This is a genomic window from Bacillus sp. Pc3 (assembly GCF_000815145.1).
Taxonomy (GTDB): domain Bacteria; phylum Bacillota; class Bacilli; order Bacillales; family Bacillaceae; genus Bacillus; species Bacillus velezensis.
Window position 1 is genome coordinate 3092346 of the sequence record NZ_CP010406.1, and the last position, 14102, is coordinate 3106447.

Genomic DNA, 14102 nt, shown 5'->3' on the forward strand with positions numbered 1-14102 from the left:
GAGCCGCCCTGATTTTTGTTATTCCTCCTGGCGGATATAACGTCTGTCTTTCATAAAGAGCTTCCAGAAGAAATAAAACCCGGGAAACAAAATGATGAAAGCGACGATATACGTCATAAACAGCGCCCTGAAGGTGGCCGGCTCCGTAAATCCTGACATGACCGTAATATCCGGATAAATCATATAAGGAAGATGCGCCCGTCCGTATGCATAGCTTGCCAGAAAGTATTGAAGCGCAATGGCGATCATGGCGATTCTCGGTTTGCCGAGGTTGCGGCCGAAGCGTTTATTCGGCAAAAACAGGGCCGCGCCGGCAATGAAAAACATGATAACAGACAGGATAAGCCATGTCTTGTCTTTCATCATCCCCGTATACAGCCAGCCGGCTTCGTTGCGTAATGTCAGCATAATGAAGAAGGCAAATAGAAGCGAAAGCGGCCCTGTTAGTAAAGAACTCCGTCTGTAGATGCGGTACGCATGCTCCTCTTCCGCAACATTTGAAAAATCGGCCAGAAGCAGTGAAGATAAAAATAAAGTGCTTAAAATGGCAAAGCCGATAAACGCATACGCATTAAGGCTTGTAAAGACATTTGCCAAATTCAGTTGATACACTCCGCCCGTCTTCTCAATAAATCCTCCGTGTGTGACCGGAAGGACCAAAATCAGCACAGCGGGAATAATGAAGCCCGAAATTCCGGAGATATATCTCATGATTTTTCTTTCCTTCGCCGTATTGGAGAAGACGAGAAAGCCGCTGCGGATGGCTAAAAGCAGCAAAATAATACTCCCCGGGATCAATAAAACGGTTCCCAGCACGAAGGTTGCCCCTGGAAAGAAGCTGAATAGGGCGACAACGATTGCGACGATAAAGACGTTGGTCACTTCCCATGTCGGGGACAAATAACGGTTGGCGATGTTTGTCGCCTTTGTTTGTTCTTTATTTAAATAAATCATCGACCAAAAGCCGGCTCCGAAGTCCATCGTTGCCATGACCGCGTAGATAAACACGAAGCCCCATACGATTGATATCGCAATGAGAGCATCCATGGTAATGTCCATTTTAATTCAGCCCTTTCTATAGTTAGGATTCCGCCGCTTTTACATCCTCCTCAACGGGATGTTTGCGGAAATAATAAAGCAGCACATAAATGACTGCGGCTGCCAAAATGGCGTAAACGACCGTAAACAGGATGAACAGCAAACCGATTGAACCGGTTGTCGTGACGACATCAGACGTTTTCAAGAGATGGTAAATCACCCATGGCTGCCGCCCCGTACAAGCGAATATCCACCCGAATTCAATTCCGATCAGACTGAGCGGTCCTGCGGTTAAAAATAAAATCAAAAGCCAAGTCGGAAAGCTGTCTTTCTTTAAAATTTTTCTCCACACGATGCCGATGATTGAGTACAAAATGAGCAGCATTCCAATGCCGACCATTCCGTTAAACAGTGTATGGATGAATAAAGGCGGCCACTCGTCTTTCGGAAACGCGTTCAATCCTTTGACGACGGTATCAAAGCTGTTTGCAGCCAAAAAGCTTAAAGCCCATGGCACTTCTATCGCCCATTTTACTTTTTCTTCTTTTGCATCAGTAAAACCCCCGATCGCAAGCGGAGCGTGTGATCTAGTTTCAAAGAGCCCTTCTGCGCCCGCAAGCTTCTCAGGCTGGTATTCGTAAAGAAGCTGGGCTGACTCGTGACCGTTTAAAGAGGCAAGAATGGAAAAGATTCCGCCGATCGTTAAGGCGAGCAGCAGCGCTTTTCGGTGAAAGCGGTATACCTGCTCCTGTTTTCTCGTTCTCAGCATTTTATAAGCCGCAACTGACGCAACGATAAATGCCCCGGTCATGAAAGCCGTCAGAACGACATGGCCCGCGGTGGTGAAAAAGCTTGGATTAAAAAACGCTGCCCAAGGTTCGACGTCAGTGATTTTGCCGTTTAAAATTTTAAAGCCGGCCGGCGTTCCTTCAAATGCGTGAACATTTGTGATTAAGACGGCGGATGCCGCGGCGCCGATCAAAACGAAAATTACGGCAATGATGCGCATCGCCGGAGTCAGCCGGTCAGCGGCGTAGACATAAATGGACATAAACAGCGCTTCGATAAAGAATGCATAAATTTCAATCTGAAACGGGAGGGACATCACCCTGCCGATGACTTCCATAAATCCGGGCCACAAAAGGGCAAGCTGTGTACCCGCGATCGTTCCGGTCGGTATCGCCACGCCGAGCAGAACAGCCTGCGCCTTCGTCCACCTTTTCGCCATAATGGCATAATGCGGATCTTTTGTTTTTTGATAAATCAATTCAGCCATTAAAATCATCAGAGGCAAGCCGACACCAAGCGTCGCAAAAATAATATGAAAGCCCATGGTTGTCCCGAACAGGCTTCTGGCTAATACTAAATCATCCACGATCATAAACCGCCTTTCTAAATTACCGTTTTATGTAATGTGGTTATATTATTTGCTGAAGCGATTAGATTATTCTTCCGATTCCATATATGTGCAGGGTTTAGAAATCAAGGGATCAGGGCATATATGATTGACAAGCGGTTATTTAAGGTTTAAAATAAAACGTAATAATTACGATTTGAGAAAGGGAGATCAGCATGAAAAAAGATATTCATCCGGATAACCATCAAGTGATTTTTCAAGATGTGAACAGCGGCTATCGCTTTTTAAGCCATTCTACGAAAACGTCAGCGGAAACGGCAGAGTGGGAAGACGGAAAAACATACCCGCTGATTAAAGTAGAAGTCAGCTCAGATACGCATCCGTTTTATACAGGCCGCCAAAAGTTCAACGAAAAAGGCGGGAGAGTCGAACAGTTCAACAAAAAATACAATATGGGAAAATAAGACAAGCCCAATGGGGTTTGTCTTATTTATTGAGCACTTTGTCATCTCGTGCGGGGAGTGACGAAATGACCCGTCTTATGTTATATTGTGAATAAAAAAGCAGAAAGGAAACACCAAGATGAGTCTTCTAAACGATATCATGCAATTTAATGAGCAGTTCACTAAAAACAAAGATTATGAAAAATACCAAACATCTAAATTCCCGGATAAAAAAATGGCGATTTTGTCCTGTATGGACACACGTCTTGTAGAATTGCTTCCGCATGCGATGAATATGCGAAACGGCGATGTGAAAATTATTAAAAGTGCCGGCGCGCTTGTCGCCCACCCGTTCGGAAGTATCATGCGCAGCCTTTTAGTGGCCGTATACGAATTAAACGCCGATGAAGTCTGCGTTATCGGCCACCATGATTGCGGCATGAGCAAAATCAACAGCGAGGATATGCTCGATAAAATTATCGACCGCGGTATTCCGAAAGAGCGGATTGACATGCTGAAGCACTCAGGAGTTGATCTTGATCAATGGCTGAAAAGCTTTGATTCAGTAGAAGCGAGTGTTACAGACAGCGTAAACGTCATTAAACACCATCCGCTATTCCCTGACAATGTGCCGGTGCACGGTCTGGTGATTGATCCTGAAACCGGTAAACTTGATCTGGTGATCGACGGCTACCAGCATATGGACTAATGTTTTTGTTTTTTGTCCGGTACGGGATCAACACCGCCCGGATGAAAAGGGTGGCACTTTAAAATCCGCTTCAGTGTCAGCCATCCGCCTTTTAATGCGCCGTGAGTCTTGACGGCTTCGATTCCGTACTGCGAACACGTCGGATAAAAGCGGCATGACGGCGGCGTCAGCGGAGAGATGAACTTCTGGTATCCGCGAATTAAAGCAATCATTATGGTTTTCATCAAAAAAACCACCTTTCTGATGCTAGTATAGAAAAAAAATTTCAGATTGAAAAGCTTCCGCCACAATTCTTATCGGAAAACTGTGTTATAATGGATGTATATTCTGAAAAAAAGGGAGTGCAATTATGCCTTCAGTAGAAAGTTTTGAGCTTGACCATAATGCGGTTGTGGCTCCGTATGTAAGACATTGCGGAGTGCATAAAGTCGGAACAGACGGCGTCGTGAATAAGTTTGACATTCGCTTCTGCCAGCCGAACAAACAGGCGATGAAGCCGGATACGATTCATACGCTTGAGCACTTGCTTGCGTTTACGATTCGCACACATTCTGAGAAATACGATCACTTCGACATCATAGATATCTCACCGATGGGCTGCCAGACAGGCTATTATCTTGTTGTCAGCGGCGAGCCGACAGCGGAAGAAATTGTAGACCTGCTTGACGCTACGCTGAAAGAAGCCATCGATATTACGGAGATTCCGGCGGCCAACGAAAAACAGTGCGGCCAGGCGAAACTTCATGATTTAGAAGGCGCGAAACGTCTGATGCGTTTCTGGCTGTCACAAGATAAAGAAGATTTGCTGAAAGTGTTCGGATAAAAAACAGGCCTTTTTGCTGACATGCAAAAAGGCTTTTTTACATATTTCTAAAAAATGTCACACCTTATGTGTAAGCGTTTGCTAAAATAGAAGCAAACATGAAGGAGTGATGGGATGAAACGGGCTGTATTGGCAGGTATGTGCGGTATGGTATTTCTATTATCTTCCTGCGGGGGCAATTCGGACAAAACCTCCGCGGATGAAGAGCCTAAAGCGCTTGAGGTCAAGCTTACAGGACCGGAAACGGCAGCACCGCATGAAAAAGCGGAATACAAGGCGGAAGTTTTTTACGGCGGCAAGCGTGTCACGGATGCGGATGAAGTCATGTTTGAAGTATGGAAAGAAGGAAAAAAAGGCAGCAGCAAAACAAGCAAGGCCAAGGAGGAAAAAGGGGCGTATCACCTGCGGACTGAATTTGATGAAGAGGGTGTGTATACCGTTCAATCCCACGTAACGGCAAAACAGCAGCATAATATGCCGACTGTAAAAGTGCGTGTCGGGAATGCTGAAGCTGCCGATGATTCCTCCGGCCATGAGGAACAGACGCATCATCATTAAGGATTTTTTTTATCCGTCAAGCCTTTTGATGCGTCCTCCGGCGGGTCAATCGTATGTTTTACATTATAAGCTCTTACAGTCGACCAGATGGATAAAAGCAGCACGGCGAGCACGATAAGAAAGCCGAAGCTCAGAAGAAGCACCATGAAATCCCTCCTTTTTAACAAATCATAACATATTTTCCATCCGTAAAATCAAGGGCTAAAAATTTATGTTTTAACACACGATATATAGGGTATATCAATAGTAAACCAAAGGAGGAAGATAGGCATGTCAGAAAAACTATTGGATGCAGTCAATAAGCAAGTTGCAAACTGGACGGTCATGTACGTGAAATTACATAACTATCATTGGTACGTCAAAGGGAAGGACTTTTTCACATTGCATGAAAAGTTCGAGGAGCTGTATAACGAAACGGCTACATATATTGATGATCTGGCAGAACGTCTGCTGGCATTAAACGGCAAGCCGATCGGCACAATGACGGAATCATTGAAGACAGCGTCTGTAAAAGAAGCGGAAGGCAATGAGAGCGCAGAACAAATGGTACAGAACATTTATGATGATTTCACTGTCATTGCGGAAGAGCTGAAAAGCGGCATGGATCTCGCAGATGAGGTAGGAGACGAAACGACCGGTGATATGCTGCTTGCCATTCACCAGAATATCGAAAAACATAACTGGATGCTGAAAGCGTATTTGGGATAATCAACAAGGGAAGACCGGGGCTATAAAGCACTCGGTCTTTTATTTGGCTGCCGAAGAGAGGTGTTGTCCATTTTTCTGAAAAATCCAGTCCGTTCCATTCACTTTTCATAGAATAATGTAAGGCCGTTTCTGTGAAAGGATGTTGGATCAAGTGGGCAAAGACTTTGGCATCTTTTCGTTTTTTGCAGTGATCGTGTCGGCAGCGGGGTTTTTCTTCGGAGGTTTTCAGTATTCGTTTCTGATTTTGCTATCGGTTATGGCGATTGAGTTTATCAGTACAAGCTTAAAAGAATCTCTTTTGCAGCAGCTGAGCGCAAGAAAGCTTTTTGCGCGGCTGGTCAAAAAAATCGTGACCCTGGCATTAGTCTCAGTTTGCCATTTTTTTGACCAGCTGCTTCATACCGAAGGCGCCATCCGTAATTTGGCTATCATGTTTTATATCTTATACGAATCGGTTCAGATCGTGATTACGGCAAGCTCGCTGGGCATACCGGTTCCGCAGGTGCTCGTCGACCTATTGGATACCCTGAAAAATAAATTCAAGCGCAAACCGTAACATTTGCTTCAAAGGAGGCTATACTAGCGGGTATGATGGTTTTCCTCTGAATTTTTGATAAAGGGCTTCCGAACAAACGCAACTGTGGTATGATGTATGGAAGATACGAAGGAACGGATTAGAGGGATAAACATGTACGAGTTTAAAGACTATTATCAGAACACTGTTCAGCTCTCCTTTGAACACCAGCCTTTTTCAGACAGCCCGAAGCACGTATGGGTCATATGCCGATATGGAGATAAGTGGCTTTTGACTGAGCACGAAGACCGGGGGTTTGAATTTCCGGGCGGAAAAGTGGAGCCGATGGAATGTGCGGAGGAAGCGGCCCTGCGCGAGGTGAAAGAAGAAACCGGCGCCGCGGTAAGACATCTGAAGTACGTCGGACAGTATAAAGTTCTCGGCAGGGAAAAGGTAATCGTGAAGAATATTTATTTTGCCGATATTGAAAAGCTTGAACAACAGGCTGACTATTTTGAAACAAAGGGGCCGGTGCTGTTCAGCGAACTGCCGGAGAATCTCCCGCGAAATAAAAAATTCAGTTTCATTATGAAAGATTCGGTGCTTCCGATCAGTCTGAAAAAGCTGAAAGAGGACGGCGTATTTCAATCATAAAAACGAAGACCCGGCGTTTACGCACGGGTCTTTTTTAAATTTTTCCTTTCGTCCATTTTCTTTCTAACAGTTCGACTCCCTGATACATCAATGTCGCAAAAATCGCGATGATCAGAAGGCTTAAGAACACAAGAGTGAAATTGAAGACCTGGAATCCGTAAATGATCATGTAGCCCAGACCTTTTTCGGAAACGAGAAACTCGCCGACGATGACACCGACCCAGGATAAACCGACGTTCACTTTAAGCGCGGAAATGATCGCGGGGGAGCATGCCGGCAGAATGACTTCTTTAAACATGATGCTTCTTTTCGCTCCGAAGGTTTTCATCACTTTAATATAGTTTTCATCCACTTCCTGAAAAGCCGTAAAGACGACGATTGTCGTGATAATGACACTGATGACTGCTCCCATGGCGACAATGCTTGTGAAATTCGGTCCGAGTGCCACGATGAGAATCGGTCCGAGTGCGACCTTCGGCATCGCGTTTAAAATGACGAGGTACGGGTCTAAAACCCGGGCGAGCCTGTTTGACCACCATAACAGAGCGGCGAGGCATGTGCCGAGGAGCGTGCCGAGCAAAAAGCCGAGAACGGTTTCTCCTAAGGTTACGCCGATGTGCGCCGCAAGGGATCCGTCCGCAATCTTTTCAACTAAAAGCCTGCAAACGGAGGAGGGTGAGCTGAAGATTAACGGATCGATCCAGCCCGCCCTGCTCGATATTTCCCAGCCGGCAAAAAATACGATGAAAATGGCGGCCTGATACGCACGGATCCGGAGCTTTTCTTTTTGGTGTCTTTTCTTAAACTGCTGATGAAGCTGTTCAATCGTGCCGCTGCTGTTTTTCAAGGGAATTCAGCTCCTTCCATATGGTTTGAAACAGCGGCTGAAAGGCCGGATCCTGACGCGCGTCAAACGGATCTAAAGCCGCGAGCTCCTTAGGCACGGTGAATATTTGGTGGATGGTGCCCGGCTGATTCGAAAATAAATAGATCGTATCGCTCATGGCGATGGCTTCACCGATATCGTGGGTGACGAGCACGGCGGTTTTTTGAAAATCCTTTAATGTTCTGAATACAAGATTTTCCAAGGAAAGCTTCGTTTGAAAGTCCAGCGCGGAAAACGGTTCATCAAGGAGCAGCAGTCCCGGGTCCGGCGCAAGAGTTCTGGCAAGTGCCGCCCGCTGCCGCATCCCGCCTGACAGCTCTTTCGGGTATTTCTTTTCAACGCCGATTAATCCGAGCTTAGGCAGAAGGCTGAGAACTTCAGCTCTTTTTTCTTCTGTTAATGTTTTTGAAATGTGTAAACCGAGCAGCACGTTTTCCTCAATTGATTTCCAAGGAAATAAATAATCCTGCTGAAGCATATAACCGATTTGGTGTTCTTTATGGTTCGGCACACTTCCTTCAATCAGCACCCGGCCTTGCGCAGGAGTAATAAGGCCGGCCAGAATGGACAGGAGTGTTGTTTTTCCGCATCCGCTCGGTCCGAGAAAGGAGATGAAATCCCCTTTTTCAATCTGAAAATGTATATCTTTCACGGCGGTTGTCTTTTCTTTCAGCGAGAAATAAGTATGTGTTACATGATCCACATGTAAAAAAGACATTCATGTTCCTCCTATTGTTCTGAGGTGACTTTTTTGGCGATTTTTGTGTTGACGAGTTTGCTGTACGGAATGTGTTTCGGGAGCTCTCCGGCTTCATCCATAATAGATTGAAGCTGTTCCCATTCATCCTTTTGCAGAACTGGGTCTGCAGAGAATGACTTTTGTTTTTTATATCGCTCTATTGATGTTTCGATAATGGCCGGATCGGTATCGGCAAATTCCTTCTGAATCGTTTTTGCGATGTCTTTGGCCGGATGGCTTTCCACCCATTGCTGGGCGCGATAGATGGCGCGGGTGAATTTTTCCGCCGTCTTTTCATTGGTTTTCAAATAACTTTCTTTTGCCATAAAGGTTGTGTATGGCATTTGGCCGGAAGCTTCTCCGAAGGATGCGACGATATGGCCGATGCCTTCTTTTTCAAATTGGGATGCCGTCGGTTCAAACAGCTGCACATAATCACCCGTTCCGGATGCGAATGCGTTGGAAATATTGGCGAAATCAATGTTTTGAACGAGGTTAATGTCTTTTTTCGGCTCTATGTGATTCTTTTTCAGGACGTACTCACCGGCCATTTGGGGCATGCCGCCTTTTCGCTGGCCGAGAAATGTTTTTCCTTTTAAATCGTTCCATTTGAATGATTTCTCATCCTTCCGTGACACGAGAAATGTGCCGTCCGTCTGTGTCAGCTGTGCGAAGTTGATGACCGGATCTTTTGCTCCCTGCGCCTCCACGTAAATGGATGTTTCAGAACCGACCAGCGCGATATCAGACCCGTTTGATAAAAGCGATGTCATTGTTTTGTCTCCGCCCCATGTTGTTTGAAGTGACACTTGGAGCCCTTCTTTTTTAAAGAAACCTTTTGCTTCAGCGACATACAGAGGCGTATAGAAGATGGAGTGTGTGACTTCCGCCACCTTTATCTTTGTCAGACTTTCTTCCTGTCTGCAAGCCGGAAGAATGAGCAGGAAAAAGGCGCATATGACAAAAACGCAGCCCGTTTTGAGCCATTTGTTCACGGTGTAACCTCCTTGTTTTAAGCGTTAAAATAACCTTTTCTGCTTTACATATCGTATGATGGGTATAAAAAATGTGTGAGTGCCCATATTCACGTTGGGAAAGAATAAAAAAACTGATGATATAAGGAGGCTCATTGTTTTGCTGGTAGAAAAGAAAAGGTTCCCGTCTCCGAGTCCGCATGTCCGCCTCTTTGCGGTGTGCTATGAGTCAGAAGGACTGAAGGTAAAGGGGCTCCTTGCCGAGCCTGCGGCGCCGGGAACATATGACGGTTTTTTATATTTGCGCGGCGGCATAAAAAATGTCGGCATGGTACGCCCCGGAAGAATCGTTCAATTTGCTTCCCAAGGCTTTGTCGTGTTTGCGCCTTATTACAGAGGCAACCAGGGCGGCGAGGGAAATGAAGATTTTGCGGGAGAGGACAGAGAGGACGCGTTTTCCGCTTTCCGCCTGCTTCGGGAGCATCCGAACGTCAGGGAAGGGCGGGTGCATATTTTCGGTTTTTCCCGGGGCGGTATCATGGGGCTTTTGACCGCGATTGAAATGGGGCATCAAGCGGCTTCGCTCGTATCATGGGGCGGTGTGAGCGATATGGTGCTTACTTATGAAGAGCGGAAGGATATGCGGCGGATGATGAAGCGGGTGATCGGGGGCACGCCGAAAAAGGTGCCGGATGAATACAGATGGCGTTCGCCGTTTGAAAAAGCAGACCGCATTCAGGCCCCTGTGCTGCTCATCCATGGAGAGAATGATGAGAATGTTTCGATCGAACACGCCCGAATGATCGAGGACAAGCTGAAAGAGGCGGGGAAACCGGTGGAAACTTGGTATTACAGCGGTTTTACGCATTATTTTCCGCCGCAGGAAAACAGACGCATTGTCCGGCGGCTGGCGGAATGGATGAAGACACGGTAAGATGCCTGATTTATGTTATGATAATAAAGAATAAGAGAATGAAAGGGGATTTTCATTTTGGGAATGCCTGTTGAATTTAATACCATGATTGTGACAAAAGGCAATGAAAAAAGGATAGAGGAAAATATCTTTTTATTGGAGAAAGAGGGCTACCGCGTCTATCCTCTTGATATTCCGATGGACGTGCGCAAAACGAAAACCGGCGAGAAATCCGGCACCGGCGAAGTCCAGAAGCTCGAATGGGCGAACGGCCGGACAAGCATTACATACAGACTCACGTCGCTTCATTCGACAAACTGAAAAAACAAAAGCCGAGGGCATAAACGCCCTTGGCTTTTTTGATTACACGAGAGGTCCGCCGGCTTTGGCAATCGAGTCCGCATGGGAAAACTTTTTAAAGTTTTCTTTAAACTCATTGGCTAAAAACAGCGCTTTTTCGTTGTATGCCTGTTTATCGCTCCATGTGTTTTCAGGCTGAAGAACTTCATCCGGAACGCCCGGAACATGAACGGGACTGCGCAGGCCGAAAATGCTGTCTGCCGTCATGTCAGTCTGGTTCAGTCTGCCTTCAATAGCGGCCTTGACCATCGCTCTTGTATACGAAAGTTTCATCCGTTCTCCGACTCCGTACCCTCCGCCGGTCCAGCCTGTGTTGACCAGGAAGACTTGAACGCCGTGTTCGTCGATTTTATGCCCGAGCATTTCGGCATATACATGCGCCGGAAGCGGAAGGAACGGTGAACCGAAGCACGTCGAGAAAGTCGTTTGCGGAGATGTCACGCCGCGCTCGGTTCCCGCGAGTTTACTGGTGTACCCGCTTAAGAAGTGATACATCGCCTGTTCCTTCGTCAGTTTGCTGATCGGAGGGAGCACGCCGAATGCGTCCGCCGTTAAAAAGACGATCGCCTGCGGATGGCCGGCAATGCTCGGCTGCACGATATTGCCGATCATCTCAATCGGATATGCGGCTCTTGTGTTTTCCGTGTAGAAGGAATTGTCGTAATCCGCTTCACCCGTTTTTTCATCAAGCACGACATTCTCAAGAACAGACCCGAAGCGGATCGCACGAAAAATCTGCGGTTCTTTTTCCTCGCTCAGATTGATACATTTAGCGTAACATCCGCCTTCAATGTTGAAAACGCCGGAATCTGACCAGCCGTGCTCGTCATCGCCGATCAGTTTGCGGTCCGCATCGGCTGAAAGCGTCGTTTTCCCTGTGCCGGAAAGGCCGAAAAACAGGGCGACATCGCCTTTTTCACCGACATTGGCTGAGCAGTGCATCGGCAGTATATCCTGCTGCGGAAGCAGGAAGTTCATAATGGAGAATATTGATTTTTTCATTTCTCCGGCGTATTCGGTGCCGCCGATTAAAATGACGCGCTTTTCGAAAGAGACAATGATAAATGTTTCCGAATGCGTGCCGTCTGTCTCGGGATCTGCTTTAAAATGCGGAGCTGAGAGAATGGTGAAAGGCTGCGCTTGCCTGTCTCTTTCATCCGTCTCCGGTCTGATAAACAGCTGGCGCGCGAATAAATTGTGCCACGCAAATTCATTTACGACTGTAATCGGGAGTCTGTATTTTTCATCCGCTCCCGCGAATCCTTCAAACACAAACAGTTCATCCCGCTGTTTTAAGTAGCTGACGACTTTGGCGTACAGCTTTTCAAATGCCTCTTCAGAAATGGGCTGATTCACCGCGCCCCAATCAATTTGATTTTCTGTGCTTTGTTCACGGACGATAAATTTATCTTTAGGTGACCGGCCTGTATATGCGCCGGTGGTGGCGCGTACGGCGCCCGTTGATGTCAGCGTTCCTTCATTTCGGCTGATCACTTTTTCGGTAAGTTTTGGAGCCGATAAATTATGATGCACATTCGGACTTGCAAGTAATGCTTGAAGATCTGCGGTTAAATCAACTAATTTCATAAAAACCTTCCTTTGCCGGTTTATTTGTATTTCGCTGAATGTGGAATTAGTATAACATATATCTGAAAATAGTCTATACTATTTGCGGTTTTTTGTTTGTGTTTTTCCATTGCTTCCCGAAATAAAGGCGCGTAATCGCTTTAATTCATATTGACACTTTCCGCCCTTTTACGATAAGATATTTCATTGAGCGGATACTCTTATCCCGAGCTGGCGGAGGGACAGGCCCGATGAAGCCCAGCAACCGGTTTCTCTGTAAAAAAGCAGGTGAAAACACTGTGGGAAACCAAGGTGCTAACCTGATGCAAGGTTTAATATTTTCCTTGAGCGATAAGAGTGAAAGGCACACAGACCAAACCCTTTCCTCGAGTGGAAAAGGTTTTTTTATTTCATAAAATATGCCAATTAACATTCTCTGATATAGTATGACATTGTATTAAGAGGGAGCGAGTTCCGTATCATATGAAAAGGTCTTGCAAAAGATCTTTTTTCAGGAGGAAAAGTGAATGAGTAAAAACCGTCGACTATTTACATCTGAATCTGTTACTGAGGGTCATCCGGACAAAATCTGTGACCAAATTTCTGACAGTATCTTAGATGAGATTTTAAAAAATGACCCGAACGCGCGCGTAGCCTGCGAAACATCTGTAACGACAGGACTTGTGCTGGTAAGCGGAGAGATTACTACATCAACATACGTTGACATTCCGAAAACAGTCCGTGAAACGATTAAAGAAATCGGCTACACACGCGCCAAATATGGATTTGATGCGGAGACTTGCGCTGTTTTAACATCAATTGATGAACAGTCTGCGGATATCGCAATGGGTGTCGATCAGGCTCTTGAAGCGCGTGAAGGCACAATGAGCGATGCTGAAATCGAAGCAATCGGAGCGGGAGACCAAGGCCTGATGTTCGGTTATGCGTGTAACGAAACGAAAGAGCTTATGCCGCTTCCGATCTCTTTAGCGCATAAATTAGCCCGCCGTTTGAGCGAAGTCCGCAAAGAAGACATTCTTCCGTACCTTCGCCCTGACGGCAAAACGCAAGTTACCGTTGAATATGATGAAAACAACAAGCCGGTCCGCATCGACGCGATCGTCATTTCAACTCAGCACCACCCGGAAATTACGCTTGAGCAGATTCAGCGCAATCTGAAAGAGCATGTCATTAATCCTGTCGTGCCTGAGGAACTGATCGATGAAGAAACAAAATACTTCATCAACCCTACGGGACGTTTCGTAATCGGCGGACCTCAAGGTGATGCGGGTCTTACCGGCCGTAAAATCATCGTTGACACATACGGCGGATATGCACGCCACGGCGGCGGCGCATTCTCCGGTAAGGATGCGACGAAGGTAGACCGTTCTGCGGCATACGCTGCGAGATACGTAGCGAAAAACATCGTGGCAGCAGGTCTTGCTGATTCTTGTGAAGTGCAGCTTGCATACGCAATCGGCGTGGCACAGCCTGTTTCTATTTCTATCAATACATTTGATACAGGAAAAGCTTCTGAAGAAAAACTGATCGAAGTCGTACGGAATAACTTCGACCTGAGACCTGCCGGCATTATTAAAATGCTTGATCTGCGCCGCCCGATCTATAAGCAGACAGCTGCTTACGGCCACTTCGGACGTCATGATGTGGATCTTCCTTGGGAGCGTACTGACAAGGCGGATGCGCTTCGCAAAGAAGCACTAGGAGAATAATTTTATAGCCGCTTACTTAAGCGGCTTTCCCTTTTTGTAGATGCTGCCATGCTTATTTTTTACATAGCGTGAAACCAATGGCGTAACAAAGCGTCTATAAAAAGGGGGTCCAATTAGAAAATTACACTTA

Annotated in this window: 18 protein-coding genes and 1 riboswitch; of the genes, 10 read left to right on the forward strand and 8 right to left on the reverse strand. The window is 46.3% G+C overall.

Annotation, left to right across the window (positions count from 1 at the left end; translation table 11 throughout):
- Positions 1 to 18: 18 nt before the first annotated feature.
- Both SB24_RS14865 and SB24_RS14870 read right to left on the reverse strand, forming a co-directional pair.
- A complete protein-coding gene (locus SB24_RS14865; protein ID WP_033574245.1) occupies positions 19 to 1059 on the reverse strand; it encodes a cytochrome d ubiquinol oxidase subunit II in 1041 nt (346 codons plus the stop codon).
- 22 nt (positions 1060 to 1081) lie between these two features.
- Positions 1082 to 2413 (reverse strand): cytochrome ubiquinol oxidase subunit I, encoded by a 1332-nt coding sequence (locus tag SB24_RS14870; protein ID WP_015418060.1) that lies wholly within the window; start codon positions 2411 to 2413, stop codon positions 1082 to 1084.
- A gap of 197 nt (positions 2414 to 2610) precedes the next feature.
- Between SB24_RS14870 and SB24_RS14875 the strand changes: the two genes are divergently transcribed.
- Complete coding sequence (locus SB24_RS14875; RefSeq protein ID WP_007408839.1) at positions 2611 to 2859, forward strand: type B 50S ribosomal protein L31; 249 nt, start codon at positions 2611 to 2613, stop codon at positions 2857 to 2859.
- A 118-nt stretch (positions 2860 to 2977) separates the two neighbouring features.
- Positions 2978 to 3547, forward strand: a complete 570-nt coding sequence (locus SB24_RS14880; protein WP_003152233.1) for a beta-class carbonic anhydrase — start codon at positions 2978 to 2980, stop codon at positions 3545 to 3547.
- Here the strand turns inward: SB24_RS14880 and yidD are convergent.
- Positions 3544 to 3771 carry a membrane protein insertion efficiency factor YidD gene (gene yidD / locus SB24_RS14885; RefSeq protein WP_003152235.1) on the reverse strand — a complete coding sequence of 76 codons (228 nt, stop codon included), beginning with the start codon at positions 3769 to 3771 and terminating at the stop codon, positions 3544 to 3546. The two genes, SB24_RS14880 and yidD, sit on opposite strands and share 4 nt — an antisense overlap.
- Before the next feature lie 125 nt (positions 3772 to 3896).
- Here yidD and SB24_RS14890 point away from each other — a divergent pair, with 125 nt between their 5' ends.
- Both SB24_RS14890 and SB24_RS14895 read left to right on the forward strand, forming a co-directional pair.
- Complete coding sequence (locus tag SB24_RS14890) at positions 3897 to 4370, forward strand: S-ribosylhomocysteine lyase (RefSeq protein ID WP_003152237.1); 474 nt, start codon at positions 3897 to 3899, stop codon at positions 4368 to 4370.
- Positions 4371 to 4484: 114 nt separating this feature from the next.
- Positions 4485 to 4928 (forward strand): FixH family protein, encoded by a 444-nt coding sequence (locus SB24_RS14895; protein ID WP_015418059.1) that lies wholly within the window; start codon positions 4485 to 4487, stop codon positions 4926 to 4928.
- On the opposite strand, the gene ytzI is transcribed toward SB24_RS14895, so the two are convergent.
- Positions 4925 to 5074: a YtzI protein gene (ytzI, locus tag SB24_RS14900; protein WP_015240433.1), complete on the reverse strand. Its 150-nt coding sequence runs from the start codon at positions 5072 to 5074 to the stop codon at positions 4925 to 4927. The two genes, SB24_RS14895 and ytzI, sit on opposite strands and share 4 nt — an antisense overlap.
- Before the next feature lie 124 nt (positions 5075 to 5198).
- Between ytzI and SB24_RS14905 the strand changes: the two genes are divergently transcribed.
- From SB24_RS14905 to ytkD, 3 genes are all read left to right on the forward strand, one after another.
- Positions 5199 to 5636 carry a Dps family protein gene (locus tag SB24_RS14905; RefSeq protein ID WP_007408835.1) on the forward strand — a complete coding sequence of 146 codons (438 nt, stop codon included), beginning with the start codon at positions 5199 to 5201 and terminating at the stop codon, positions 5634 to 5636.
- Positions 5637 to 5787: 151 nt separating this feature from the next.
- A complete protein-coding gene (locus SB24_RS14910; protein ID WP_007408834.1) occupies positions 5788 to 6192 on the forward strand; it encodes a phage holin family protein in 405 nt (134 codons plus the stop codon).
- A gap of 132 nt (positions 6193 to 6324) precedes the next feature.
- Positions 6325 to 6804, forward strand: a complete 480-nt coding sequence (ytkD, locus tag SB24_RS14915) for an RNA deprotection pyrophosphohydrolase (protein WP_007408833.1) — start codon at positions 6325 to 6327, stop codon at positions 6802 to 6804.
- 34 nt (positions 6805 to 6838) lie between these two features.
- On the opposite strand, the gene SB24_RS14920 is transcribed toward ytkD, so the two are convergent.
- Genes SB24_RS14920 through SB24_RS14930 form a run of 3 tightly spaced genes read right to left on the reverse strand, consistent with a single transcriptional unit; the run spans position 6839 to position 9424 of the window.
- A complete protein-coding gene (locus tag SB24_RS14920) occupies positions 6839 to 7651 on the reverse strand; it encodes an ABC transporter permease (protein ID WP_039254148.1) in 813 nt (270 codons plus the stop codon).
- Positions 7626 to 8408: an ABC transporter ATP-binding protein gene (locus tag SB24_RS14925; protein ID WP_003152246.1), complete on the reverse strand. Its 783-nt coding sequence runs from the start codon at positions 8406 to 8408 to the stop codon at positions 7626 to 7628. Before SB24_RS14925 ends, SB24_RS14920 begins: the two co-directional genes overlap by 26 nt.
- A gap of 11 nt (positions 8409 to 8419) precedes the next feature.
- Positions 8420 to 9424, reverse strand: coding sequence for an ABC transporter substrate-binding protein (locus tag SB24_RS14930; RefSeq protein WP_039254151.1), 1005 nt, complete (start codon positions 9422 to 9424; stop codon positions 8420 to 8422).
- 139 nt (positions 9425 to 9563) lie between these two features.
- Between SB24_RS14930 and SB24_RS14935 the strand changes: the two genes are divergently transcribed.
- Together SB24_RS14935 and SB24_RS14940 are read left to right on the forward strand one after the other, a co-directional pair.
- The gene (locus SB24_RS14935) at positions 9564 to 10337 is read left to right on the forward strand and encodes an alpha/beta hydrolase family protein (RefSeq protein ID WP_015418056.1); all 774 of its coding nucleotides are present in this window, start codon (positions 9564 to 9566) and stop codon (positions 10335 to 10337) included.
- Positions 10338 to 10394: 57 nt separating this feature from the next.
- A complete protein-coding gene (locus tag SB24_RS14940; RefSeq protein ID WP_003152249.1) occupies positions 10395 to 10637 on the forward strand; it encodes a DUF2584 domain-containing protein in 243 nt (80 codons plus the stop codon).
- A gap of 42 nt (positions 10638 to 10679) precedes the next feature.
- Here SB24_RS14940 and pckA read toward each other — a convergent pair whose 3' ends face one another.
- Positions 10680 to 12263: a phosphoenolpyruvate carboxykinase (ATP) gene (gene pckA, locus SB24_RS14945; RefSeq protein WP_015418055.1), complete on the reverse strand. Its 1584-nt coding sequence runs from the start codon at positions 12261 to 12263 to the stop codon at positions 10680 to 10682.
- A gap of 197 nt (positions 12264 to 12460) precedes the next feature.
- Positions 12461 to 12600: riboswitch (SAM riboswitch) on the forward strand.
- Positions 12601 to 12769: 169 nt separating this feature from the next.
- Here pckA and metK point away from each other — a divergent pair.
- The gene (gene metK, locus SB24_RS14950; protein WP_003152253.1) at positions 12770 to 13972 is read left to right on the forward strand and encodes a methionine adenosyltransferase; all 1203 of its coding nucleotides are present in this window, start codon (positions 12770 to 12772) and stop codon (positions 13970 to 13972) included.
- Positions 13973 to 14102: the final 130 nt, after the last annotated feature.